The sequence below is a fragment of the Ignavibacteriota bacterium genome (genome assembly GCA_016707525.1).
GTDB lineage: Bacteria > Bacteroidota > Ignavibacteria > UBA10030 > UBA6906 > JAGDMK01.
Genome location: JADJHP010000011.1, coordinates 136,375 through 161,959, shown reverse-complemented (window position 1 = coordinate 161,959; position 25,585 = coordinate 136,375). Strand labels below are relative to the sequence as shown.

The following is a 25,585-nucleotide window of genomic DNA, read 5'->3' as shown; positions in this document are numbered from 1 at the left end:
CGTCGGAGAGGCGCCGGGGAGTGCCCCGACTCGGTTTCTCAAAATTCTTCGATCCACTGCATACACCACGATCACGGTCAGGCGTCCACGGAGTGTAGGGGCGTTGCATGCACCGCCCCTACGCATGCATCTCCCCGTGCGCCACCACCTGACGCCATGCCGCAAGGAGGGCACACTGGTTGAAGGCCTGGGGGCATGGTGCTCCAGCGATTTCTCGCTGTGTCGAAGGCAGTTGTCTTCGGTTTTGTTCGCCTATGGCAGAAGAGCTACGAGAAATTGATGGAGCACCAGACCCCCAAGCCTACACTGATACAGCTTCCGTGGGGACGACGGCGGCGAGCTCGGTGAGGAACTCCATGCTCCGCGCGATCGCCGCGGCGGAATCGGTGCCGGCATTGAGCGGCACGACCACGCGCAGCAGCGCGTCTGTCTGATTCAGTTTGACGCCGCGGTCCCGTTTGCGCGAGAGCATCGTCATGAGGTCCTGGAAGACTTCGGACCCATAGAATGCCGTGTCTTCTTGCGGCGGGAAATGCACTTCCAGCCGATCGGTGTCCAGATGCAGCTTCGAGAACCCGATCTTCGCCGCCAAGAGCTTGAGACGGATCACGCCGAAGAGGCCTTCTACCTGGTAGGGGATACGCCCAAACCGGTCGCGTAGTTCGTTCCCGATCTCTTCGAGCTGTTCGTTGCTCGTGAGTGCATGAAGCCGGCGGTAGATGGCGAGGCGTTCACTCTCGCCTGGAATATAGTCTTGCGGAATGAGCGCTTCGATCTCGGCCTCCACCACAACCTGCCGCCCGCTCGTGAGGAGCGATACGTCGTCGGGGAAGAGCTCCGCGAATTCGTCGCGCTTGAGCTCGTGCACGGCCTCATCCAGCAGACGCGTGTACGTTTCGAAGCCCATGGCTTCGATGAAGCCGCTCTGCTCGCTGCCCAGCAGGTTGCCCGCCCCGCGGATCTCGAGGTCGCGCATGGCGAGGTTCAGCCCCGAGCCAAGCTCGGTGAACTCCTGCATCGCCTGCAGCCGCTGCAACGTGGTGCGCCCCAGGACCGAAACGGGCGGCGTGATGAGATACGCATATGCCTGCTGGTTGGAGCGTCCGACGCGCCCGCGGAGCTGATACAGTTCGGCCATGCCGAAGTGGTCGGCACGGTTGATGATGATGGTGTTGGTGTTGGGAATGTCCAACCCCGATTCGATGATCTTCGTGGTGATCAACAGGTCGATCTGCTTCTCGAGGAACGCCATCATCACATCCTCGAGCTCGGTCGCTTTCATCTGTCCGTGCGCGGCACGCATGCGGACGTCCGGCAGGAGGCCGCGCAACCGCTCGGCGACCTCATCCATGTTGTGGACCTTGTCGTGCACAAAGTAGACTTGTCCACCACGGACGATCTCACGACGGATGGCCTCCTGGATGATCTCATCGTTCCACTGCGTGATCTCGGTCTGGATGGGGAGACGGTTGCGCGGCGCGGTGGCAATGATGGAGAGGTCGCGTGCCCCCATGAGCGAGAAGTGGAGGGTGCGCGGGATCGGCGTGGCGGTCAGCGCCAGGGTGTCGATCTGCGTACGGAGGTGCCGCAGTTTTTCCTTCGCGGCAACGCCGAAGCGATGCTCCTCATCTATAATGAGGAGGCCGAGGTCTTTGAACTTGATGTCTTTGGAGAGCAGCCGGTGGGTGCCGATCACGATGTCCACGCCCCCGGCCTTCATCCGCTCGACGATCGCGTCCTGCTCCTTCTTGGGCGTGAAGCGGGAGAGCGATTCCACACTGACGCCGTACCGCGCCACACGGTCGCGGAAGGTGTTGGCATGCTGAAGCGCGAGAATGGTTGTGGGCACCAGGATCGCGACCTGCTTCCCGGCCACGACGGCCTTGAACGCGGCGCGCACGGCAACCTCGGTCTTGCCGAACCCGACGTCGCCGCAGATGAGCCGGTCCATGGGGGAGGGGCCCTCCATGTCCCGCTTCACCTCCACGGTGGCTTTGGCCTGATCGAGGGTGTCTTCGTACATGAACGAAGCCTCGAGTTCCGTCTGCCAGGGGGTGTCGGCAGGGAACGAGAACCCTTCCAGATGCTTCCGCCGCGCGTACAATCCGATGAGTTCGCGCGCGATGTCCTTGACCCGCTTCTTGGTCCGCTGCTTGAGCCGGTCCCACTCGCCGCTGCCGAGCCGGTGGAGCACCGGCACGTGTCCGTCCTTGGAGGAGTACTTCTGCAGCTTGTTGATGAAGCTGATGTTCACATACAGCGTATCGTTCTCGGCATACAGCACCGAGGCGACCTCCATGGGGATGTCGCGGACATGAATGGTCTTCAGTCCGGCGAATTTGCCGATGCCGAAGTCCTCGTGCACGACGTAGTCGTTCTTGCGAAGCTGGGTGAGTTCTTTCTCGGTGATCCCTTTGAACTTCGCCTTGCGGCGGGTGCCGCGTCGCTTGATGCGGCCGAATGCCTGGTGCTCGGTGAAGACCGCCAGCTTACGAGAGGGGAGGAGGAACCCTTCGTGGATGGCCTCGAGGGTGAACCGCAGTGCCTCGATGTCGGGCGGGGTGATGTCCTCGAGTCCGGCGGCCGCCGTGGCCAGAAGTTCCCGGACGCGCGCCATTTCCGAATGGCTGTCGCAGGTGATGATGACGGCATATCCATCGGCCTGGCGTTCGGCGATGTCGCGCGCCATCATCTGCACGCTGCCGTTGAAGGCCGGCTGGGCCCGACCTCCGGCATCCAGGGTGCTGGCGGTAGGATCCAGCGCCGTGCAATGGAGCCGGGGGAACAGGGCAAGGACCTCTGCGAAGTACTCGCGGGTGTGGTAGCGGGCGGGGGCGGATGCAGGGAGCTTCGTCAGGGGCTCTTCGTGCAATAACGGCTCCAGCAAAACGAGCAATGCACCATCCGCCAGATAGTCCAGCAGGATCCCGTCCTGCGGATGGTCGTGCAGCTCGGTGTCCAGCACATCCGGCACAAGCAACGCCGTGGCAAGCGACCGTATGGAGCGTTGGGAACCGACATCGAACTCACGGATGCTCTCGACCTCGTCCTCAAAGAACTCGATGCGAATCGGGTTCTCACCCACGAATGGAAAGACATCCACGATCCCACCCCGCACGGCGTACTCGCCGGGCTTCTCTACGATGTCGCACCGGTCGAAGTGGAACTTGTTGAGCGTGCTGATGGTCTCCTGGAACCCGGCCAGCGTTCCGGTCTCGAGTACGAGGGCTTCGGTGCGGACGGTGTCGGGGGAGGGGAGGCGATGGATCGCGCCGCCGGCATGGGTGACGACGAAGCTGACGTCGCCGCTGGTGAGCGAGCGCAGGGTGTGAACGTCGTGCAGCTCCCGGCTTCGCTCGGTGAGAAGCGCATCGGATTCCTCGCGTCCGACGAACAATCGGACGGTGTCCAGCGAGGCCAGTGCGGCGAGATCGTCGGAGACCCTGACGGCGGCGTCTTTCTCGGGGACAATGACGAGGATCTGCCTCTGGGTGCGGCGCTGGAGTTCGGTGAGGACGAGGGCAGCGAGCGACCCGGCGAGGCCGCTTGCTGTGGTCGTCGACCCGGGCTCGAGGCGCGAGACGGCGGCTTCGAGTTCTTTGACGAATGGGTCGTCGGTGAGCAGGTGGGGGAGTATCGGATTCATCAGACTACGAATTGTCGATCTTCAATGGGACGTATCGGAGAGGCGCCCGGGGAGCGCCCCGACTCGGTTTCTCCAAATTCTTCGATCAGCTGCATACACCACGATCACTGTCAGGCGTCCACGGAGTGTAGGGGCGGTGCATGCACCGCCCCTACACGGGCATCTCCCCGTGCGCCACCACCTTGCTTCGATCACTCAAAGAAAGCAGACGCTCGACGCACCTCGCTGGGGCATCTCCCCGTGCGCCACCACCATACTACTAAGAGAGAGAGAAGGCAATAACGGACATCACAAGCCGGGAGAGGATCAACCGGCAATGGCGCCACGCACGAAACCGCCCGCAGCATCGATGCGGCGACGCGCCTCATCAAGCGTCACGCCCGCCTTCACCATCACGATCGCACTCTTCACATGCCCGCCTGCTTTCTCCAACGCTACGGTGGCGCCATCATAGTCGATGCCCGTCGCCATCATCACGATGCGCTTCGAACGCTCCACGAGCTTCTGGTTCGTGAGCTGCAGGTCCACCATCATGTTCTCATACACCTTCCCCATGCGTACCATCGACGTGGTGGTGAGCATGTTCAGGACGAGCTTCTGCGCGGTGCCCGATTTCATCCGCGTGGATCCCATGAGCACTTCGGGGCCGACTTCGGGACAGATGGCGACGTCGACCTCGAGATCGAAATCCTTGCGCGGGTTGGTCGTGACATACAACGTCTTCGCCCCGAGCTCGCGCGCCCGCGCAACAGCAGCCACGACGTACGGCGTACGCCGGCTCGCGGCGATCCCGCATACGGTGTCGCGTTCTGTCACATTCAACGCATCCACATCGCGCCGTGCCTGCTCCGGATCATCCTCGGCACCTTCCACGGACTTGAACATCGCCGACTGTCCGCCGGAGATCACGCCCACAACGAGCTCGGGCGGTGTGCCGAATGTCGGGGGACATTCCGAAGCATCCACAACGCCGAGACGGCCGGATGTGCCCGCGCCGAAGTAGATCAGCCGTCCGCCGCTGCGGAACGACTCCACGATCAGCTCGACGCCTTTCGCGATCCACGGGATCTCATGTTCCACAGCAAGCGCAACTCGCTTGTCCTGGTCGTTGATGAGGCGGAGGATCTCCTCCACACTCAGGCTGTCCATGGCAATGGACGCAGGGTTGCGCTGCTCGGTGAGCAGCTTTGCGAGCGCATCCGAAAGGTCTTTACTCATAGGAGATTCTTATCTACAATAACGGTTATAGAAATTATGGTCTGTTCATTGGCACCACCAGGATCGCTTTCCCGACGAGGCCGCATTCTTCCGCTTCCGGAAATGCTACCGGCACGCTCGCCGCCACGACCCGCCCCGTCTTCATCCTCATCTCCCTGATCTCCCCCTCAAGGTCCCCTCCCTTGTACGCGATCAGCACCGGCGGTGTGACACGTACGATCCCTCCGGCATCGTCCACCGCCGGCGGTGCATCCGGGATCTTCTTCAAATATGGCTTGGACCACTTCACCAACTCGGCAAGCGGCGCCACGCCTCTCGCAACCACCACATCAAACTTCCCCCTCCGTGGATCGATGATCGCCTTTTCCTCCGCCCGCCCCGCGATCACTTCAACGCGCGCCGCTAATCCCATGCGCGTCACGATGTCTTCCACTGCAGTACACTTCTTCTGAATGGAATCGAGAAGCCCTACGGTCCATCCGGGATTAACGATGGCCAAAGGTATCCCCGGCAATCCACCACCCGAACCCAGATCGATGACCCTGATCTCTTCCGGGAGCCGGATCCGGAACAACATGGAGAGAGCATGCAGCACATGCCCGCCCCAGATGTTCTCCTGGTCCTTCCTCGAAACCAGGTTCACTTTCGCATTCCACTCCAGCAACAGCGACACGTACTGCTCGAGCTGCTGTACCATGCCGTCGGTCAGGTCGAACCCGTTCTTCCGGCAGATGACTTGCACATCCTGTGAATGTTTCACGTGAAACATCACCTCATAAGTGAGATCATGAGTACCGACACATCGGCCGGCGTGACTCCGCTGATGCGCATGGCCTGGCCGATGGAGGCCGGCCGCACCTTTGTCAACTTTTCCCTTGCCTCGTTGCTGAGCGACCTCAGCGCATGATAGTCCATGCCGTCAGGTATCCGCATGGATTCGCTCTTCTGAAACTGCCTGATCTGCTCGTCCTGCCTCTTCAAGTACCCCTCGTACTTTACTTCGGTCTCTACCCGGGAGAAGACGTCCCTGTCAGAGATGACCGCGGCCATAACGCCGCTCTCCCTCACCATGGGGATGGCGACGATGTCCTTGAGTGTGACCTCGGGCCGCTTCAACAATCCAAGGAGTGTCTCGCTCTCCGGGATGTTGCCGTCGAGCCGGTCGCCGAATGCCGCAGCGATCTCTCTTCCGGCGATCCTGACCATGGCGAGATATTCTTTCGCTGATGAGATCGCCCGCTCCTTCGTATCGAGCTTCGCGATGACGCCAGCAGAAACAAGTCCGAGTGCCGCACCCTTCCTCATGAGTCGGGTGTCGGCGTTGTCCTGCCTCAGCGCCAGACGATACTCCGCCCTGGACGTGAAGATCCGGTAGGGCTCTTCGGTGCTCTTGTTGATGAGGTCGTCGATGAGCACCCCAATATACGCCTCACTCCTGTCCAGAGTGAATGGGTCGGCAGCTTTCACTTTGAGCGCCGCATTGATGCCGGCGACGATACCCTGCCCTGCCGCTTCTTCATACCCGCTCGTCCCATTGATCTGCCCGGCGAAGTAAAGTCCCTTCACCAACTTGGTCTCCAGGGTGTGACACACCTGGTGCGGCGGGAAGAAGTCGTACTCAACAGCATACCCCGGTCGAACCATCTTCGCATGGCGGAGCCCGGCGATGGTGTGGATGGCTTTCTCCTGTACATGGGCAGGCAAGCTGGACGAGAAGCCGTTCATGTACACGATGGTGGAGTCATACCCCTCGGGCTCGAGGAAGATCTGGTGTCGCTCACGGTCGGCAAAGCGGTTGATCTTGTCTTCGATGGATGGACAGTACCTCGGCCCAACACCCTTGATCCTCCCGGTGAAGAGCGGCGAGGCATCGAACCCGGTACGGAGGACATCATGGGTGTGAGCGTTGGTGTGGGTCAGGTACATGGGGATCTGCCGGTTGCCGATCCGCTCGTTCCTGAAAGAGAATGGCGTCGGCTCTTCGTCACCGGGCTGTACCTCGGTCTCCTCCAGGTCGATGGTGGTCAGGTCGAGCCTGGGCGGTGTCCCGGTCTTGAGACGCCCGGCCACAAACCCGAGTGCAGTGAACTTCTCGGTGAGCCCGACCGATGCCGGTTCGCCGAAGCGCCCACCGGTGGTGGATGTCTCACCCGTATGCATGAGTCCGTTGAGGAAGGTGCCGCTGCAGAGAACAAGCGAGGTACACGAGAAACTTGCCTCACCATTGATGGCCACACCTTGGACGGCGCCATCCTCCACGGTGAGGTCGGAGAGGAACCCCGTGATGACATCGAGACCAGGCTGCATCTCTACCCTGCGCCTCGCCTCCCTGCTGTACCACTCCCTGTCGTTCTGCGATCTTGGCGACCACACGGCTGGCCCCTTGGATGTGTTCAGCATCCGGAAATGGATCCCGGTGGCGTCAGCGATCTGCCCCATTTCGCCGCCCAGGGCGTCGATCTCGCGCACGAGGTGGCCTTTGGCGGATCCTCCGATGGCGGGGTTGCACGACATGCGGCCGATGGCGGCTGGGTCCATGGTGACCAGGACGGTCTGGCACCCCATGCGGGCGGAGGCCAGCGCAGCTTCGATGCCTGCATGGCCGCCTCCCACCACCACGACGTCGTACCTATGTTTCACGTGGAACATTCACCGCCTTTGCTAGTTGCCTATGGCAAAACAATCGGAGAGGCACCCGGGGAGTGCCCCGACTCGGTCTGGTCTGCTCGGTGTCGCGCCCGGGGAGTGCCCCGACTCGGTTTCTCCAAATTCTTCGATCAGCTGCATACACCACGATTACTGTCAGGCGTCCACGGAGTGGAGAAACCTCGCTGGGGCATCTCCCCGTGCGCCACCACCTGACCAATTTCCTCTACGAAAGCACCATGCCCCAGAGCCTACGCCGAACGCCTACTTCCCGATGCAGAATCGTTCGAAGATGTGGTTGAGCACTTCTTCGGACGACACTTCGCCGGTGATCTCCGCCAGAGCCGATGCGGCCTCGCGGATATCGAAAGCCAGATACTCTTCGGTCGCACCGCTCTTCAGTCCGGCCAACGCCCTCTCGAGTGAGGCGTGCGCCTTCGTGAGTGCGTCACGGTGACGTTCGCTGGTGATGCATATCTCCTCGCTTCCAAGCGCCCCGTCTCCCGTTGCCACCCGCGCAAGCTGAGCGCGAAGCGCATCGAGTCCCTGACCGGTGCGTGCCGAGATCGGGGAAACAATACCCGACGTCTCGCCTCGCATCGATGCGACTTCCGGCCCCGGCCACGCGGGCAAGAGATCACATTTGTTGAGCACAGGTATGAAGTGTTGTTCGTCGCTATGGACCGACATACGCTTCAAATGTTCAGCAACGTCCGGAGAGACAGATGCGTCCATGACGTGCACAAGAATGTCTGCGCCACTTGCCGCACTGCGCGAGCGCTCAACACCGATCTGCTCGACCTGATCAACGGTCTCGCGCAGACCGGCGGTATCCGTGAGGAGAAAGAGGATGCCCTCGATGACGATGCTTTCCTCGAGCGAGTCGCGCGTTGTGCCGGGCACGGGCGTAACGATGGCGCGGTCCTGGCGGAGGAGAGCATTGAACACACTGGACTTGCCGGCATTCGGCTCACCGGCGAGAACAACGCGGACGCCGTCACGATAGATCCGTCCGTGCGCATAGGAGGCGAGCAGGGCGCCACATCGTGTTCGTATCGCCGTGATCCGCTGCTCAACATCCTGCGCGGTGATCAGGTCGAGGCCTTCCTCACTGAAATCGAGCTCTAGTTCCAATAACGCACATAAGTCCATCATCTCCGCCCGGAGCGAGCGGACAGCTCCGCCCAGGCGACCCGCAAGCTGCTCGAGCGAGACCCGGTGTCCCCGGCGGCTTCGCGAGGCAATGAGGTCCGCAACGGCCTCGGCCTGCGACAGATCGATGCGGCCGTTCAGGAATGCACGACGCGTGAATTCGCCCGGCTGCGCTGGCCGCGCACCAGCTTCCATCACGAGGCGCATGATCTCACGCGTGACGTACGAGCCGCCATGACAGGAGATCTCGATCATGTCCTCACCGGTGTACGAGCGCGGGGAACGGAAGACCGTCACCAGTACTTCGTCGAACCGCTCTTCGCCGGGCCCGACGATGCTGCCATGGTGCACCGTGTATCCGGCGGCACTATCGAGCGGGACCGCCCCACGAAACACACGGTCCCCTATCCCGATCGCGTCCGGACCGCTCACACGCACGATGGCGAGAGCGCCGGCACCAGGTGGTGTCGCAATAGCGGCTATAGAATCACGCACTTCATCAACCATGGACCGCGTCGATCCGTCATTGTTCAACAGCTATCCGGCAGCATCATGCCGGCGACTGCCGTGCTTTCTTTAGTGAGCCGGGCACGGTGACAGCTCCGGCGTGCCGTGCTTTCCTTCAGGTGAGCCGGCCGGTGACAGCAGCTCCCCCCGCTGCCGTGCTTCCTTTCGAGTGAGCCGGGCACGGTGACAGCACCCGCCGGGGTGCTCCCAGCGAGGTTTCTCCACTCCGTGGACGCCTGACCGGTCTCGTTGTGTATGCCGCCGATCGAAGAATTTGGAGAAACCGAGTCGGGAGCCCCCGGCGGGTGCCCTCCGATACATCGCGAGCGAGAAACCTCGTTGGGGCATCTCCCACGGCGCCACCACCAGATTGCTTTCTGCAGGGAAAGCCTATCATTCTACGGATTTCCACGTACAGGCGCAACGCGCGGCCAGATCCAGGATCGTCGATCCGATGCGCTGAAAAGCAAAGGGCCCACCAGACAGGTGGGCCCACGAGAGACTCTTCATGTATGCAGCACCGGTTACTTGAGCTTCGGCAGATCCTTCGAGATCTTGCTCATCCACCCGCCACCACCCTTCTTCGGCTCGACCTTCCGCAACGGCTCGTCCTTGTGCTGCGCGTTGAACCAGTACTGCTGTCCGATGCTCAACACGTTGAACACCAGATAATACAGGTTCAACCCCGACGGCAGACTGCTGAACAGCAGCGTCATCATGATCGGCATCATCCAGACCATCGCCTTCTGACGCGGATCCGTCACCGTCTGCTTCTGCTGCACGAACATCGTGATGCCCATGATCAACGCGAGGCCACTCAGAGTATCCATCCCGATCAGCGGGATCCGGAACGGCAACGTGGCGATCACATCAGGGATCGAAAGGTCGGTGATCCATCCCACGAACGACGCCTGGCGCAACTCGATCGACGAACGGAAGACCGAATACAGCGCGAACAGGATCGGCATCTGCAGCAATAACGGCAAACAACCGGCAGCCGGGTTCACACCGTACTCCTTGTACAGCTGCATCACCGCCGTGTTCATCTTCTGCGGATCGTCCTTGTACTTCTCCCGCACCTCGGTCATCATCGGGGTCAACGCCTGCATCCGGCGCATCCCCTTCATGCTCGACTTCGTGAGCGGGTGCAGCGCGAACTTGATGATGATCGAGAACACGATGATCACCAGCCCGTAGTTCGGAATGAACATCCGCAGGAACTGCAACAAGGGGATCATGACGAACTCGGAGATCGGGCGGATGATCCAGGCTGCGCCCAGGTTCATCGTCCCCTCCACCCCGCGGCCCATCGCCTTCACCGTATCGTATTCCAGCGGGCCCAGGTACACATCCATCGACGCACGCTCCTTCACGGAACCCCGGAACGGCATCTTCAGGGCCAGCGTGTAGCTTTCGATCGCACCATGGTCCGCCGCCGTCTTGTGGGTCCCTTCCAGGAACGCCCCCTCACTCTTCGGGGTCCCCGGCAACATCGCCAGGAGGAAGTACTTGTTCCGGGTCGCAAGCCAATCCGTTGCGCCCGTGATATCCTTCTGCACCGTCTCCCCGGCCGTGCTCGCATCCACCTCGGTCATCTCACCGCCGGCATGCACGTACCCCATCGCAAAACTCGACTCGTCCACGCTGTTCTGCTCGGCATACCGGAGGCCGTGTTCCCATACGATCTGATACTCGTACGCCACCACGGAATCCATCTTCTCGAACTGGAAGTCCGCACCGAACAGGTACGACCCGTTCCGGAACGTGAAACTCTTTACCAACCGTCCACCATTGGTGACCGGAAGCACCATCGCCACCTTCACCGAATCCGTGCCGGTGAGCGTGATGGTCTTCCACCGCGGACCCTCAACATCAAACACCAGGTTCTTCGTATCGATCAGCTTGCCGTCGTTCGATGTGAAGAGCAGACTCAGGTCGCCACCCTTGTCAAAATCCACGAGCTGCACCGGCTTGCCGTTCCACGCCTTGTATCCGCGCAACTCCCACTTCCGCAGAAGCCCACCCTTCGTCGTCAACTCCGCCGTGTACAGGTCGGTCTTGATGATGACGATCTTCTCGTCACCCTTGTCGCGGCCGGCGAAGAACGTGCCGAGCTTGTCAGACATCACGCCGCTCTTGACAGGGGCCGCCACCGGGACCGGCTCCGCGGCGACGGGCTTCTGTGCAACGGCATGGGTGCTATCCGGTCCGTGCGCAGGCTGTGTCTGCGGGGCGGGCGACTGCCACCACATCCACGCAATAAGGATGACACCTATCAGCACGAAGCCCAGCGTTGATGACCTATCCATACAAACCCTCGTAGAGAATCATGTGATCAGGCGGGGTCGTAGCCGCCCGGATGAAAAGGATGACAGCGGCCGATGCGCTTGAGCGCGCGCCAGGATCCGCTGAGGACGCCATACTTGTATACGGCGTCAATGGCATATTGTGAGCAGGTCGGCGTGAAACGACACGTATTGGGCGGGAGGAACGGCGAGATGATGATCTGGTACAGCCGGACGAGCCCGACGACGAGTTTACGCGCGATCGTACTGTTCGATCCGTTCCCGGACCCTCCGGCAGAATCCGGCGATCTCGGTACGGACGGGTTGGAGGGTGAGCCGTTCGACATGCGCGTCACTCTTGGGTCGAAACACGAAGACGAGATCTGCAGATACCCTATGATGCTCCACTGCGGCCCGCAGAGGCTCGCTCTCAAGTCGGAATGCTTCACGCATCAGCCGACGGAACCTGTTGCGACGGACGGCATGGAACCGTTTGTGGGAAACCGCGTAACCGGCGCGAAACACTGGCTGCTCCGAAGCCTCCAGGAGGTACAGACACTGGATGAGCGTTCCGCCCGCCCGGGATCCCCGGGTGAACACACGGTCGAAACTCTCGTGGCCGCGGAGCGTGCCTTCGCGTTTCACCTACCGCCGTTCGTCACTGATCGTCAACTTCTTCCGTCCGCGCGCGCGGCGACGGGAAAGAACCTTGCGGCCGTTCTTGGTCGCCATACGCTCACGAAAACCATGCGTGTTGCGACGCTTTCTCTTATGCGGCTGAAATGTGCGCTTCATTGGACACCGTCCCGACGTGCGTGTATAACCTGAGAAAATTGGACTAAGCAACACAACATAATGAAAAGCGATTTCAAGTTCAACCCCGAAGAACGCAAAATGGCAAAGAATTCTCTTGCGCACCCCCGTCCCAATATTGTATTATCGGGAGAAGACAGGTCTTGTAGATGATGTGGATAACTTGTGCGCTTTGGAGCTTCCCCCCAATTTCCGGCAAAACCTGCTTCCACGATTCGCACACTCATAACCCTCTAAACAAGAAAATTCCTGTAACCGGCAGTATTGCAACAACTTACAGCAACTTGCTGCCGTGTGCATATGTGGATAAATTGTGAAAACGAATGCTCACCTTTGACCATTCCACATCTGTGAATAACAATGTGGATAACCGGGCGGATCTGATGAACAACCTCGCATCTTCTTCTGTGCCAGAGGGTAACGGCCCAGCACGCGGTCAACACCCCTCAGAGCTCGAACAGGCCCAACGCGTGTGGGCTGCCTGCCTCGACCTCATTAAAGAGCGGGTGAACTCGCAAAGCTTCAAGACCTGGTTCGAACCCATCGTCCCCCAGAACCTCCAGGGCGGTACCCTCATTGTTCAGGTCCCCAGCCAGTTCTTCTACGACTGGCTCGAAGAACACTATTATACCATCATCAATACAACCATCACCCGGGTCCTCGGCCCCGATGCTGCCCTGGAATACTCCGTCCGCACGGAGGAGTCGCCGGTGGATGTGGACTATTCACCCATCATCGCCTCCCCTATCCGGCCTCTCCAGCCCCCGACACAGCCGGCTCCTCAACCCCCCGCTCCGCGGATCTCATCGAAGGCTTCTACACGGGATATGAATTTTCAAACTACCCTGAATCCCCGATATACCTTCGATAATTTCATCAAGGGAGATAGCAATCAGCTCGCCCGCGCTGCTGCCTCTGCCGTGTCCAATAACCCCGGCGGAACGTCCTTCAACCCCCTCGTTATCTATGGCGGCACGGGCCTCGGCAAAACACATCTCATCCAGGCCATCGGCAACCATGCCCTGAGCACCGGCAAGGCCCGCCGCGTGATGTATGTGTCCAGCGAGAAGTTCACCGTGGAGTTCGTGGACGCGATCCAGACCGACCGCATCAGCGACTTCTCCAGTTTCTACCGCAGCATGGACATCCTGATCGTGGACGATATCCAGTTCTTCTCCGGCAAGGAAAAGACCCAGGACAACTTCTTCCATACGTTCAACGAACTCCATCAACTCGGCAAACAGCTCATCCTGTCCTCCGACCGTCCGCCCAAGGAACTGAAGGGCCTGGACGACCGGCTCCTTTCCCGCTTCCAGTGGGGCCTGACGTCGGATATCCAGCCCCCTGACCTCGAGACGCGTATCGCCATTTTGCGCAAGAAAAGCGAGGATGATAGCATCGAGCTGCCCCAGGATGTGGTCGAATTCATTGCGGCGAATGTCACAAGCAATATCCGCGAGCTCGAGGGATGCCTGATCAGCGTCCTTGCCCGGGCTTCCCTGGAAGGCCGTGAAATCAACCTGGACCTCGCCCGGGACGTTCTCAAAGTGGTGGTGGGCGACGTCCGCACACCCATCACGATCGAAAGCATCCAACGAACCGTCTGCGAATACTTCAGCGTCCCGGAAGATATGCTCCGGGCGAAGACGCGCAAACAAGAGATCGTGAATGCCCGCCAGATCGCGATGTACCTGGCCAAGGAACTCACGAATGCTTCACTCAAGACCATCGGATTACATTTCGGCGGGCGCGATCATAGCACCGTCATCCATGCCTATCAGTCCGTTGAGGACCAGATGCGCGTGGATTCGAAATACCAGACCCATGTAACGCAGATAAAACGTCGTCTACAGTTGCTCGGACACGTTTAATGTTAATTGTAGGTGCACGAAGGTGTCTGTATGCTGTGAACAGGTGTGGATGACAGGTGTACAGGTACCAGAATCAGAGAAGTTGTAACACAACCCGGCTGCAAATGTACACAACGTGGATATCTTTCCACACTCCGCTTCCTCATCCATCGCTTGAGGTCACGATGTCCTGTTGTTCGACCCTCAGAGCTTGTGCGACGGCGGATGACGCAATCAACATATCCACACCGTATATTAGTAATCTTATCTGTATACATATATAAGAATATTGGATTATAATAGGGTTTTTCCGTACATTTACGGGGATATTCTCATTTCCGCATCACATGTTCTAGCCCGAAGGAGATCACCATGAAATTTACGGTCGGCACCTCGGACCTTCAGCGCATTCTGGGCAAGCTGGGGGGTGTTATTCCTTCCAAATCCCCGATGCCGATCCTCGAGACGTTTCTGTTCGAACTGGTGAACAACGTTTTGAGCATCACGGCGACCGATCAGATCATATCGTCCACCATCACCCTTGAGGTCAAAGGCGAAGAGGACGGTAAAATAGCAATTCCGGCGAAGCGGCTGACGGACACGATCCGTTCGCTCCCGGCGACGGAGGCGGTGTTCGTCATCGATGTCGTGGCAAACAAGATCAAGATTTCCACGCCGACCGGCGAGTATTCGCTGTCCGGTGAAGCGGCAAAGGAATATCCCGAGGTTCCCGAGTTCGTTGCCACGGCAACGACAACGCTGGATAGCAGCATTCTGCGGAAGATCGTTCATCGCACCGCGTTCGCCGTGAGTAGTGATGAACTTCGCCCCTCGATGATGGGCATTCTGCTCCAGGCGAATGGTACGGAGATCCGCGCGGTCGCCACCGATGGTCACCGTCTGTCGCGCTTTCTGTACAAACCCGAGAATGGCGCAAAACTCGCGAAGGATGTCATCGTACCTGCGAAGGCACTCGGTATTCTCGTGAAGGGTCTCGAGACCGGTCCGTGTACGGTGAGCACGAGCAACACCCATGTGAAGTTCACGTACGATCAGACCGTGCTCACGTCGCGCCTGATAGAGGAAACCTATCCGAACTACGAGGTGGTGATCCCGAAGGAGAACAACCGCTTCCTGACGATCAAGCGCGAGGATCTCATCAACGCGATCCGGCGCGTCTCGTTATTCGCGAACGCCAGTAATCATCAGGTGCGTTTCGATCTCGCACCGAACAGTCTCAAGCTCAGCGCACAGGATGCGGATGCGGGCGGTGAAGCACGTGAAACGCTGCAAGCAGCGTACGACGCGGAGCCAATGGAGATCGGATTCAATGCAACGTATCTCGTGGACATTCTCTCGCACATCGATGGCGAGCAGGTGATCATGAAATTCAGCGCGCCCACGCGTGCAGGTATCGTGTCGCCGGCGGATTCTCCGGAAACGGAAGATACGCTGATGCTCATCATGCCGGTGCGGCTCACTGTTCCCGAGCATTGACGGGGTTGCGGAAGGGAATGCAGCCGGCTTCACAGGTCTGCGGTTTACGGGAGCCCCGTCACAAGCGGGGCTGCCGTATTCTATGAAGGACAGCGTTTCATGAGGATCACGTCCCTCCGGCTGCGTACGTTCCGGAACCACGACGATACACGCATTGAGTTTGGCGGCGGTATCAATGCACTTATCGGAAGGAACGGGCAGGGAAAGACCAACATCCTCGAGGCGGTGTCGTATCTGAGCCTCGGCAAGAGTTTCTTCGCCGCGCTCGACGCACAGGTGGTGCAGCACAACGCGCCGTACTTCGATGTGCACGCATCGTTCATCAGCGACAGCGGCAGAGAGACCGCCGCAAGCATTGTTTTCGCCGTGCAGGAAGGGGAGAAGGTCGTCCGCATCGGTGGGTCGCCTCTCGAGAAGGTCTCCGCGATCGTGGGGGAATATCCTGCGGTGCTCCTGTCGCCCGATCACGGCGGCATCGTGGCATCCGGTCCGGCGGAACGTCGCAAGTTCCTGGACATCATGCTCTGCCAGACAAGCGTGCGCTACCTGAATGATCTTCAGGAATATCGCCGCATCCTCCGGCAGAGGAACCGCGTCCTGCTCGATGCACGACACCATGGTGGTATCGATGCCGGCGTGCTCGATCCCTGGACCGAAGCACTCGTCGAGCACGGTGCCCGGATCGTGCAGAAGCGGATGGAGTGTGTCGGGTTTCTGCAAGAGCCGTTCATGACGGCGTATACGCGTCTTGCAGGCAGTGCGGAACCGGTGCAGCTTCTCTATGCCGGGATCCACGGCCTCACGCCAGGCATGGACGTCAGGGCCATCGCTGCGTTGTATCGTGAGCAACTGCATACGCACCGGCACGACGAGCAGCGCAGGGGAACGACACTGGTCGGCCCGCACCGCGACGATCTTGAGTTTCTCCTGCGCGGCATGAACGCGCAGGATTTTGCATCGCAGGGCGAGCACAAGACACTGCTCATCGCACTGAAGTCGGCGGAGCTGTTGTATGTGCGTACCGTGCGCAACGAGACGCCAATGCTCCTGCTCGATGATGTGTTCGCGGAGCTGGACAGCGAGCGTGCGGCACGGGTGCTCGGGCAACTCCAGGAGAACGGGCAGGCGATCCTGACGGCGACGGATGCGGGGTTGCTCGCCGGCGATATCGCGTGGGACATGCATCACCGGAGATTTCGCATTGAACGCGGGACATGCGCATCATACACAGCGTAAGAGGGGCGGGAAGAAATCCTCTCCCGTGCCTCTTGCAAGGGCCCTCGAGGATTTCGTTGTTGCGCTCGGCATCGACGGTTCGTTGCGGAAGTACCGGATCATCACCGAGTGGGATGACGTGGTCGGGGAGCAGATCGCCCGCGTTGCGCGTCCGCAGCGCATCGAGAACGGCGTGCTCTACGTGAGCGTCTCATCCGCCCCCTGGCGCGCGGAGCTCACGATGAAGCGGACAGAGATCATCCAGAAGTTGAATGAAGTTGCTGGCAATGCGGTCCTGAAGGATATCAGGTTCCGGTAGGAATTCTTTCGAAGGAGCAGGACACAGGTCTATGGCAAAACAAGAACGCGAAGATCCCAAGGGCGCAAAGAGCAACGGCGACAACCGCGCGTACACCGCCGAGGATATCACTGTCCTCAAAGGTCTCGAGGCGGTGCGTCGCAGGCCCGCCATGTACATCGGCGACGTCAGCACCCGCGGTCTGCACCACCTGGTGTACGAGGTCGTGGATAACTCGATCGACGAAGCGCTCGCGGGCTATGCGCACATCATCGAAGTCGTGATGAACAAGGACGGCTCGGTGACCGTCATCGATGATGGTCGCGGTATCCCGACCGACATGCACAAGGAAGAGAAGCGCTCGGCCCTGGAAGTGGTCATGACCGTGTTGCATGCCGGCGGCAAGTTCGACAAGAACACGTACAAGGTCTCCGGCGGTCTGCACGGTGTCGGCGTCTCCGTGGTGAACGCCCTCAGCGAATGGCTCGAGGTGGAGGTCATGCGCGACGGGAACCTCTGGTTCCAGAAGTTCAAGCGCGGCGACCCCGTGGCACCGGCGAAGATCACAGGGAAGGCGGAGAAGGGGAAGAGCGGAACCAAGATCACCTTTCTGCCGGACGGACAGATCTTCAAGAACAGGACCTTCAAGTTCGACACGCTCGCCGAGCGCCTGCGCGAGCTCGCGTTCCTGAACTCCGAGGTCACGCTCCGCATCACGGACCAGCGGACCAAGACCGAGCAGGAAGAGGTGTTCCACTTCAAGGGCGGGCTCACCGAGTTCGTGAAGTACATCGACGAAGGCCGCCCGGCGCTGACGAAAAGGGTCTTCTATGCGCGGGGTTCCGACAAGGATGAGAATGGCCGGGCCGTGGAGGTCGAGGCCGCGTTCCAGTACAACGACGAGTATAGCGAGAACGTTTACGCCTATGTGAACAACATCAATACGCATGAGGGCGGCACGCATCTCGTCGGCTTCCGCACCGCGATGACGCGTTCGCTGAACACCTATGCATACAAGAACAACATCCTGAAGGAAGGCGGCATCTCGCTGTCGGGCGACGACTTCCGTGAGGGCTTCACCGGGGTGATCAGCGTGAAGGTGCCCGAGCCGCAGTTCGAAGGGCAGACGAAGACGAAGCTCGGCAACAGCGAAGTGAAGAGCATCGTGGAATCGGTGATCGGCCCGGCGCTGGTCTCGTGGCTGGAAGAGAACTCTCCCGATGCGAAGCGGATCCTGGACAAGGCGATGCGTGCGGCCGAAGCGCGCGAAGCCGCGCGCAAGGCGCGCGACCTCACGCGCAGGAAGAACGCGCTGTCGGGCGGCGGCCTCCCGGGCAAGCTGGCCGACTGTTCCATCAACGATGCCGAACACTGCGAACTGTATCTGGTCGAGGGCGACTCTGCAGGCGGCAGTGCGAAGCAGGGGCGCGACCGCCGGTTCCAGGCGATCCTTCCGCTGAAGGGGAAGATCCTGAACGTCGAGAAGGCACGCCTGCACAAGATCCTCGAGAACGAAGAGATCCGGAACATCTTCACCGCCATCGGCACCGGCGTGGGCGAGGAGTTCAACGCAGGGAAGCTGCGGTACGGCAAGATCATCGTGATGTGCGATGCTGACGTCGATGGTTCGCATATCCGCACGTTGTTGCTGACGCTCCTGTACCGGCACATGAAGGAGCTGGTGGAGCTGGGGCATGTGTACATCGCCCAGCCGCCGCTGTACAAGGTGAAGAAGGGAAAGCAGGAGTTCTACGCCTACGACGACTCCGAGCGTGATGAGGTGATCAAGCGCCTCAAGGCCGACAAGGCGAAGAAGGAAGAGCCCGAACCGGAGGAGATCATGGAGGGGGAGGATGGCACCCCGATGGTCGTCCCCGGCGGTATCACCATCTCACGGTTCAAAGGCCTCGGTGAAATGAATCCCGAGCAGCTCTGGTCCACGACCATGAACCCCGACACCCGGACGATCCTGCAGGTGGGGATCGAGAATGCTGCCGAGGCGGACCGTACCTTCTCCATGCTGATGGGAGATGATGTGGAACCGCGGCGCCAGTTCATCGAGAAGAACGCGAAGTACGTTAGGAACCTGGATATCTAAGGACGCAAGGGAAGCAAAGACACGAGCCCGAATGCAGTATTCGGGGGTCTTTTGCTCTCGCCAAGGCTCCAACGCGCACAACTCAGGTATCCATTTTCCTTTGCGCCTTTGCGAGAGATAGAGCACACGAAGTTACTACGACCATAGTCAGACAGAGATAGCCTCATGGCGACACTGAACGAAAAGATCGTCCCCGTTGATATCGAAGAGGAAATGCGCGGATCATACATCGACTATTCGATGTCCGTGATCGTGGCCCGTGCGTTGCCGGATGTGCGCGATGGCCTCAAGCCCGTACACCGCCGTGTCCTCTTCGGCATGCAGGGGCTCGGTCTGGCCTCCAACCGTACCTATAAGAAATCCGCCCGTATCGTCGGCGAGGTGCTCGGTAAGTACCATCCGCACGGCGACTCCGCCGTGTACGACACGATGGTGCGCATGGCGCAGGACTTCTCCATGCGCTATCCGCTCGTGGACGGGCAGGGGAACTTCGGGTCGGTGGACGGCGACTCCGCCGCGGCCATGAGGTACACCGAAGCGCGCATGGCGAAGATCGCGGAAGAGATGCTGCTCGATCTCGAGAAGGACACGGTCAACTTCGTGCCGAACTTCGACGACACGCTCAAGGAGCCGTCGGTGCTCCCGGCGATGGTCCCGAACCTTCTCATCAACGGCGCCAGCGGTATCGCGGTGGGTATGGCAACGAACATCCCGCCGCACAATCTCTCCGACACCATCGATGGCTGTCTCGCGATGATCAAGGACGAGAACATCGAGAATGAGAAGCTGATCAAGATCATCAAGGCCCCGGATTTCCCGACGGGTGGCATCATCTACGGGTATGAAGGCGTCAAGGACGCCTACATGACCGGTCGCGGCCGCATCGTGGTGCGTGCCCGCGCGTCGATCCAGACGGCAAAGAACGACCGCCAGAGCATCATCATCACCGAGATCCCGTACCAGGTGAACAAGGCGAACCTGATCGAGAAGATCGCCGACATGGTCTCGGACAAGAAGCTCGAGGACATCTCGGATATCCGTGACGAGTCGGACCGCGACGGCATGCGCATCGTCATCGAATTGCGCCGCGATGCGAACGCCGAGGTGATCCTCAACAACCTGTACAAGCACACGCAGATGCAGACCACCTTCGGCGTGATCCTGCTCGCCCTGGTGGATGGCCGCCCGAAGATCCTGACGCTGCGCGAGATGATGCGGCACTTCATCGATCACCGCATCGAGGTGGTCGTGCGCCGGACGAAGTACGAGCTCGATGAAGCCGAAAAGCGCGCGCACATCCTCGAAGGGTACATCATCGCGCTCGACAATATCGACGCGATCATCAAGCTGATCAAGGCCTCGCGCGACGTCGAGACCGCGAAGGCCGGCTTGATGAGGAAGTTCAAGCTGTCCGAGATCCAGGCGAAGGCCATCCTGGACATGCGGCTCCAGCGCCTTACCGGCCTGGAACGCAAGAAGATCGAGGACGAGTACCGCGAAACCATCAAGCTGATCGAACGCTTGAAGGCCATCCTGGCGAGCAAGGCGCTGCAGCTCCAGATCATCCGGGAAGAGCTGCTGAAGATGAAGGAGAAGTACGGCGACGAACGCCGCACGGAGATCGTGTACAAGGCGGAAGAGTTCAGCATCGAGGACATGATCGCCGAAGAGCAGGTCGTCATCACGATCAGCCACAACGGCTACGTGAAGCGCTTCCCGGTGAGCGGGTACCGCCGGCAGTCGCGCGGCGGACGCGGGAGTTCGGGGGCCACGACGAAGGAGGATGACTTCATCGAGGCGATGTTCATCGCCTCCACACACGAGTACATCCTGTTGTTCACGGACATGGGACGGTGTTACTGGCTCAAGGTGTTCGAGATACCGGAAGGCGGGCGTGCGACAAGAGGGAAGTCCATCGCCAACCTGGTGTCGAAGGAGCAGGGCGAGACGATCGTATCGTACGTGGCCGTCAAGGACTTCGAAGCGCCGGTGAATGTGCTCATGGTCACGGAACAGGGGAACATCAAGAAGACCCTGCTCAGCGAGTTCAGCAATCCGCGCAAGACCGGTATCGCCGCGATCGGGCTGGACAAGAAGGACAATCTCATCGACGTGCATCTTACCGATGGCAAGCAGGACGTCGTCATTGGCACATCGGAAGGCATGGCGGTGCGGTTCCCCGAGACCGAAGTGCGCACCATGGGCCGCGCGGCAGGCGGCGTGCGTGCCATCAGGCTCGGCAAGCATGATCACGTTGTCGGTGCGGTGGTCCTGCGCAGGTCGGATACCACGATCCTTGTGGCCACGGAGAACGGCTTCGGCAAGCGGAGTGAGACGGAAGAGTACCGCATCAGTCACCGCGGAGGCAAGGGTATCTTCACGATGAAGACCACCGACAAGACGGGCAGGATGGTGGCGATCCGGGAAGTGAAGGAGAAGGACGATGTCGTGATCGTGTCCTCGCGCGGCGTGGTGATCCGTCAGCATGCTGCCGATATCCGCGTGGCCGGACGGAACACACAGGGGGTGCGGCTCATCAAGCTGGACAGCGGCGATGCGATCTCGGATGTGGCGTCGGTGCCGGCGGATGAGGACGAGACGATCGTGAATGGCTCCCCGGTCAAGCCGGGTGGGGAACCGGAGGATGTTGACCAGGGCAGTCTCTTCGACGGCGACGAAAAAAAAAACCTGAAGAGCAAGGCTAAGGGCGGCAAGCCTGAACCGGGCAAGAACGCAAAGAAGGACTCCGGGAAGGGAGCAAAGGGGAGCACAGGTAAGGAAGTAAAGGGAATCACCGGCGGGCCTGCGAAGGCTGCTGGTGCTCCCAAGGGTGCTCCCGGGAGCACAAGACATGCTCCCGCAAGTGCTCCCGTAGAGGTGAAACCGCAGGTCGGGAAGAGGAGTTCTGCTCCCACAAAACCGGAGACCGTGAAAACTGCTCCTCCGGTGGCGTCTGCAAAGGCAGCCCCGGAAAAGGGTGCTCCGGTCAACGCTGCGCCGAAGTCCGCCCCGGCAAAGGCTACTCCGAAGCCCGTTCCAGCCAAGGGTGCTCCGGCTAAGAAGTCTGAGCCCGCGAAGAAGACAGCGCCGCCGGCCCCCAAACCGGCAGCGGCCGCAAAGAAGGCCGGGCCAGTGAAGAAAGCGACCCCTCCGGCCGGGAAAGCGGCGGCTGCGCCGAAGAAACCGGCGCCCCCGGCAAAGAAGGCTGCTTCAACAAAAAAGCCGGTCGCAGCAAAGAAGCCCGCCGCGCCGGCAAAGAAGGCAAAGGGAAAAGGGAAGCGTTAGGCCATCATCTCTTGCGTTCCGCATAGAAGCCCGCCGTACGCGGGCTTTTGTGTTCATTGACTCCGAACATGGATGTCATATATTTCATTCGATTGTGAGGCATCCAGTCCTCATGATCGCACGCCCCCCCCCCCCCCCCCCCCCCCCCCCCCCCCCCCCCCCCCCCCCCCCCCCCCCTTTCCTGTCCCCCCCCCTTGTTCCCCCCCCCCCCGCCCCGCGTCCCCCCCCCCCCCGGGCCCCCCCCCCCCCCCCCGCGGGGGCCCCCCCCCCCCCTTGGCCCCCCCCCCCCCCCCCCGCTTTTTCCCCCCCCCCCGGGGGCCCGGGGGCCGCCCCCCCTCCCCCCCCCCCCCCCCCGCCCCCCCCCCCCCCCCCCCCCCCCCCCCGGCGCGGGGTGGCGGCGGCGGGGGGGGCCGGGGGCGGGGGAGGGGGGGCTTCCCCCCGGTTCCCCCCCCCCGGCCGCCCCCCGCCCCCCGGCCCCCCGGGGGGCGGGGGGGGGCCGCGCCTCCCCCCCCGCGGACCCCCCCCCCCCCCCCCCCCCCCCCCCCCCCCCCCGGCCGGTGGGGCCGCCGCCGGCGCGCCCCCCCCCCGGTGGCGCGGGCACCCCCCCCGGCCCCCCGGGGGCCCCCCTGGGGGGCCGAAACCCCCCCCCCCCCCCCCCCCCCGGGGGTTGTCCCCCCCCCGGCGGGGGGCGGCCCCCCCCCACCTTCCCCCCCCCCCCCCCCCCCCCCCCCCCCCGGCCCCCCCCCCCGCCGACCCCCCCCCCCCCGGGGGTGGGGGGGGAAAAGTACCGCAACCCCCCCCCCCCCCGGCCCCCCCCCCCCTTCTCTTCTTTCTTCCCCCCTTTGGCCCCCCCCCCCCCCCCCCCCCCCCCCCCTCCCCTTTTGGGCAACATTGTTCCAGCAATGCTAGATCATCCCGCTCCGCTTGCGGATGACCCACTCCGCGGCAAAGAGCAGTATCAGTAGACCAATGTACCAGGGCGACATCCTTACGTGGATCTCAAACGCGGAGGATGTCGTTCGCGGTGCGAACGCAGCATCTCCCGCCAGTAATGAATCCAGACGTTCGATCTCCGCCGGCCGCATGAACGCACCGCCGGTCCGCGATGCGAGCGCGGTGAGCGTTCCCTCGTCCATCCGGGTGTTCAGGAATTCGATCGCTGTACCGCTGATATGCACCTGCCCGCTGTCGCTGCCCAGCACCGAACCGTTCCGTGAAGCCGTGACCTTGTAGCGGAATGCGCCATCGGTATGGATCCCCGCCGCGCCGCCTTCGTATCGCCCGTTCCCACGTGGCGGCACCAGCGCCTCGCGCACGTCGCCTCCCTTTGCGATCACGAGCTTCACTTCTGCATCGTCCACCACATTGCCGCGCGGATCGTATACCTGAACGTTGAACATCAACGGCTCACCCTGGGCAAAGGAATCCTTGAACGGCTTCGCGATCACCGGTCCGGCATCGTCGGGCGCCGTGAGCCAGCGCAGTGCGTTCGCCATGAATCCACCGAAGAACGTTTCCGTCTGCGGAGACCGCTGCGCCATCAACCGCCAGCGCCATACGCCGTGCACTGTGAGCGCAACGACGCGCCTCCGTTCAACGCGCCGCGACAAGACTACAGGATGCGGTGCGTTGATCCCCTGCGCACGAGTGGTGGCATGCACCGAAGCATCAGGCTTTGCCGTGATGACGGTGCGCGTGGTGAACACCGGCGGAAGCCGGAGCCAGGGATCATCCTGTTCGCGATGCTCGGGTGTGAACACCGGGATGGCCTTCTCGGTAGCCGTCGGGTCCACCGCCACCTCGTACTCTGCCGGCGTCACCATATCGGCGTTGAACGGAAGCCACTCCGCGAAGCGCCCAAGCGTCCTCACGTCAGTCCCTTTGGTCACCACAACCAGGACCGGGACCGTCCGTGCTTTTACCGCACCGAACACGCTCTGGAGCATTGCGGGTTGCGCTCCCGCGCCGGGGTATCCCACAAGCACGATACAGTCCGATGAATCAACCGTCCCGGGGGGCAGCACCCCTTCAAAGAACTGTCCTGACGGCAATTGGGTGAACGACCGCACCGTGAACTGTTCCACCTCGGCGATCGCCTGGCGCACGGCCGTGACGTCAGCCGAAGGCGCTCCGGCGATAAGGAGGACCTTCAGCGCGCTCTTGCGCACACGAGCGGTGAAGGTGCGGTGATTGTTCTTCGTGGTGAGTTCGCCGGGGAGCGATGTGACAGATACGCTAAAGGAGCGTATCCCTTCGCCGTCCGGCGTATAGGTCAAAGAGAGTTCGTATTCACGAACACCCTCCTCGAGTGTCAATGCTTTCCGATCCATCACCCGCTGCCCATCGGCGATGGTCACTTCCACCTTCTGACCCGGATAGCCGGCACTCTTCACGATCACACTCACAGGTGCGGGCACGCCCGCATACACGATTGCATTCCCCGCAACATGGGAGATGAGCACGTCGCGCTGTTCCGCTGCATCGCCCACGCCCACCGTGAACACCGGAACGCCATAGGACGAGGCCTCATGCAGCGGATTCTTGCCGAGCGTCGTGACCCCATCGGAGATGACAAGCATCGCATGCGCCGATGCCGAGGTGTGACCTGTTGCGGCAGTGTGAAGTGCCGAAGCAATGTCGGTGCCATCGCCGTTGAACGACAGGGAATCCAGCGAATCAACGGCGATGTCCGTTGCATTCGTACTGAACGTCAGGTAGCGGATATCGGCTCGCTCCGCAATGTGCGCAAGTGCCGGGGACTGCACTACTGCACGCGTCGTTGCCGCCCGATCGCCGCTCTTGTCCGTGATGCCCATGCTCTTGCTGTCGTCCACCAGAACGCTCAACACAGGACGGTGCATGGTGGTGCTGATGATCCGGAGGATGGGCTCAAGGAAAAGAAGCAACAACAGGAGCAAGGCGAGTCCGCGCAAGATCATCAGGAGACGACGGAGAGAGGGTGCGACAGGGGGAAGGGTGATGCGATAATACAGATATGCCGCAACGGCGGCGATGGCTATCGCCAGCAGTGCAAAGAGGGGAGAAGCGCCGACACGAAGGTCGAACTGCGGCATA

16 protein-coding genes are annotated in these 25,585 nt (G+C 61.2%); 6 read left to right on the top strand and 10 right to left on the bottom strand.

The features are described from left to right. Positions 1–301: 301 nt before the first annotated feature. The 9 genes from mfd to rpmH form a co-directional block, all read right to left on the bottom strand. Entirely contained in the window at positions 302–3,646 is a 3,345-nt protein-coding gene (gene mfd / locus IPI01_17185; GenBank protein MBK7259499.1) for a transcription-repair coupling factor, read from the bottom strand. Positions 3,647–3,952: 306 nt separating this feature from the next. Then, positions 3,953–4,864, bottom strand: a complete 912-nt coding sequence (gene murQ / locus IPI01_17180) for an N-acetylmuramic acid 6-phosphate etherase (GenBank protein MBK7259498.1) — start codon at positions 4,862–4,864, stop codon at positions 3,953–3,955. A gap of 34 nt (positions 4,865–4,898) precedes the next feature. Beyond that, positions 4,899–5,624 (bottom strand): 16S rRNA (guanine(527)-N(7))-methyltransferase RsmG, encoded by a 726-nt coding sequence (rsmG, locus tag IPI01_17175; protein ID MBK7259497.1) that lies wholly within the window; start codon positions 5,622–5,624, stop codon positions 4,899–4,901. Between the two features lie 8 nt (positions 5,625–5,632). After that, positions 5,633–7,513 carry a tRNA uridine-5-carboxymethylaminomethyl(34) synthesis enzyme MnmG gene (gene mnmG, locus IPI01_17170; GenBank protein ID MBK7259496.1) on the bottom strand — a complete coding sequence of 627 codons (1,881 nt, stop codon included), beginning with the start codon at positions 7,511–7,513 and terminating at the stop codon, positions 5,633–5,635. Positions 7,514–7,774: 261 nt separating this feature from the next. After that, entirely contained in the window at positions 7,775–9,196 is a 1,422-nt protein-coding gene (gene mnmE / locus IPI01_17165; GenBank protein MBK7259495.1) for a tRNA uridine-5-carboxymethylaminomethyl(34) synthesis GTPase MnmE, read from the bottom strand. A 497-nt stretch (positions 9,197–9,693) separates the two neighbouring features. Continuing rightward, positions 9,694–11,478: a membrane protein insertase YidC gene (gene yidC / locus IPI01_17160; protein ID MBK7259494.1), complete on the bottom strand. Its 1,785-nt coding sequence runs from the start codon at positions 11,476–11,478 to the stop codon at positions 9,694–9,696. Positions 11,479–11,504: 26 nt separating this feature from the next. Continuing rightward, a complete protein-coding gene (yidD, locus tag IPI01_17155; GenBank protein MBK7259493.1) occupies positions 11,505–11,801 on the bottom strand; it encodes a membrane protein insertion efficiency factor YidD in 297 nt (98 codons plus the stop codon). Further along, on the bottom strand, positions 11,707–12,099 hold the full coding sequence (gene rnpA / locus IPI01_17150) for a ribonuclease P protein component (protein ID MBK7259492.1): 393 nt from the start codon (positions 12,097–12,099) through the stop codon (positions 11,707–11,709). Before rnpA ends, yidD begins: the two co-directional genes overlap by 95 nt. Then, complete coding sequence (gene rpmH / locus IPI01_17145) at positions 12,100–12,249, bottom strand: 50S ribosomal protein L34 (protein MBK7259491.1); 150 nt, start codon at positions 12,247–12,249, stop codon at positions 12,100–12,102. A 401-nt stretch (positions 12,250–12,650) separates the two neighbouring features. Here rpmH and dnaA point away from each other — a divergent pair, with 401 nt between their 5' ends. The 6 genes from dnaA (at position 12,651) to gyrA (ending at position 22,510) form a co-directional block, all read left to right on the top strand. Next, on the top strand, positions 12,651–14,138 hold the full coding sequence (gene dnaA / locus IPI01_17140) for a chromosomal replication initiator protein DnaA (protein ID MBK7259490.1): 1,488 nt from the start codon (positions 12,651–12,653) through the stop codon (positions 14,136–14,138). Between the two features lie 351 nt (positions 14,139–14,489). Next, the gene (dnaN, locus tag IPI01_17135; GenBank protein MBK7259489.1) at positions 14,490–15,614 is read left to right on the top strand and encodes a DNA polymerase III subunit beta; all 1,125 of its coding nucleotides are present in this window, start codon (positions 14,490–14,492) and stop codon (positions 15,612–15,614) included. Between the two features lie 99 nt (positions 15,615–15,713). Beyond that, on the top strand, positions 15,714–16,850 hold the full coding sequence (locus IPI01_17130; protein MBK7259488.1) for a DNA replication/repair protein RecF: 1,137 nt from the start codon (positions 15,714–15,716) through the stop codon (positions 16,848–16,850). 25 nt (positions 16,851–16,875) lie between these two features. Continuing rightward, positions 16,876–17,148, top strand: coding sequence for a DUF721 domain-containing protein (locus tag IPI01_17125; protein MBK7259487.1), 273 nt, complete (start codon positions 16,876–16,878; stop codon positions 17,146–17,148). 31 nt (positions 17,149–17,179) lie between these two features. Further along, positions 17,180–19,225 carry a DNA topoisomerase (ATP-hydrolyzing) subunit B gene (gene gyrB / locus IPI01_17120; protein ID MBK7259486.1) on the top strand — a complete coding sequence of 682 codons (2,046 nt, stop codon included), beginning with the start codon at positions 17,180–17,182 and terminating at the stop codon, positions 19,223–19,225. A 165-nt stretch (positions 19,226–19,390) separates the two neighbouring features. Continuing rightward, on the top strand, positions 19,391–22,510 hold the full coding sequence (gyrA, locus tag IPI01_17115) for a DNA gyrase subunit A (GenBank protein ID MBK7259485.1): 3,120 nt from the start codon (positions 19,391–19,393) through the stop codon (positions 22,508–22,510). Between the two features lie 905 nt (positions 22,511–23,415). Here gyrA and IPI01_17110 read toward each other — a convergent pair. Next, complete coding sequence (locus IPI01_17110; GenBank protein MBK7259484.1) at positions 23,416–25,584, bottom strand: VWA domain-containing protein; 2,169 nt, start codon at positions 25,582–25,584, stop codon at positions 23,416–23,418. Position 25,585: the final 1 nt, after the last annotated feature.

What these genes read in the sequence shown, in the direction of transcription:
- rpmH (MBK7259491.1), bottom strand. Translation starts at nt 12,249, where the DNA reads ATGAAGCGCACATTTCAGCCGCATAAGAGAAAGCGTCGCAACACGCAT.
- IPI01_17110 (MBK7259484.1), bottom strand. Translation starts at nt 25,584, where the DNA reads ATGCCGCAGTTCGACCTTCGTGTCGGCGCTTCTCCCCTCTTTGCACTG.
- mfd (MBK7259499.1), bottom strand. Translation starts at nt 3,646, where the DNA reads ATGAATCCGATACTCCCCCACCTGCTCACCGACGACCCATTCGTCAAA.
- yidD (MBK7259493.1), bottom strand. Translation starts at nt 11,801, where the DNA reads ATGTCGAACGGCTCACCCTCCAACCCGTCCGTACCGAGATCGCCGGAT.
- dnaN (MBK7259489.1), top strand. Translation starts at nt 14,490, where the DNA reads ATGAAATTTACGGTCGGCACCTCGGACCTTCAGCGCATTCTGGGCAAG.
- dnaA (MBK7259490.1), top strand. Translation starts at nt 12,651, where the DNA reads ATGAACAACCTCGCATCTTCTTCTGTGCCAGAGGGTAACGGCCCAGCA.
- yidC (MBK7259494.1), bottom strand. Translation starts at nt 11,478, where the DNA reads ATGGATAGGTCATCAACGCTGGGCTTCGTGCTGATAGGTGTCATCCTT.
- gyrB (MBK7259486.1), top strand. Translation starts at nt 17,180, where the DNA reads ATGGCAAAACAAGAACGCGAAGATCCCAAGGGCGCAAAGAGCAACGGC.
- gyrA (MBK7259485.1), top strand. Translation starts at nt 19,391, where the DNA reads ATGGCGACACTGAACGAAAAGATCGTCCCCGTTGATATCGAAGAGGAA.
- IPI01_17130 (MBK7259488.1), top strand. Translation starts at nt 15,714, where the DNA reads ATGAGGATCACGTCCCTCCGGCTGCGTACGTTCCGGAACCACGACGAT.
- murQ (MBK7259498.1), bottom strand. Translation starts at nt 4,864, where the DNA reads ATGAGTAAAGACCTTTCGGATGCGCTCGCAAAGCTGCTCACCGAGCAG.
- mnmG (MBK7259496.1), bottom strand. Translation starts at nt 7,513, where the DNA reads ATGTTCCACGTGAAACATAGGTACGACGTCGTGGTGGTGGGAGGCGGC.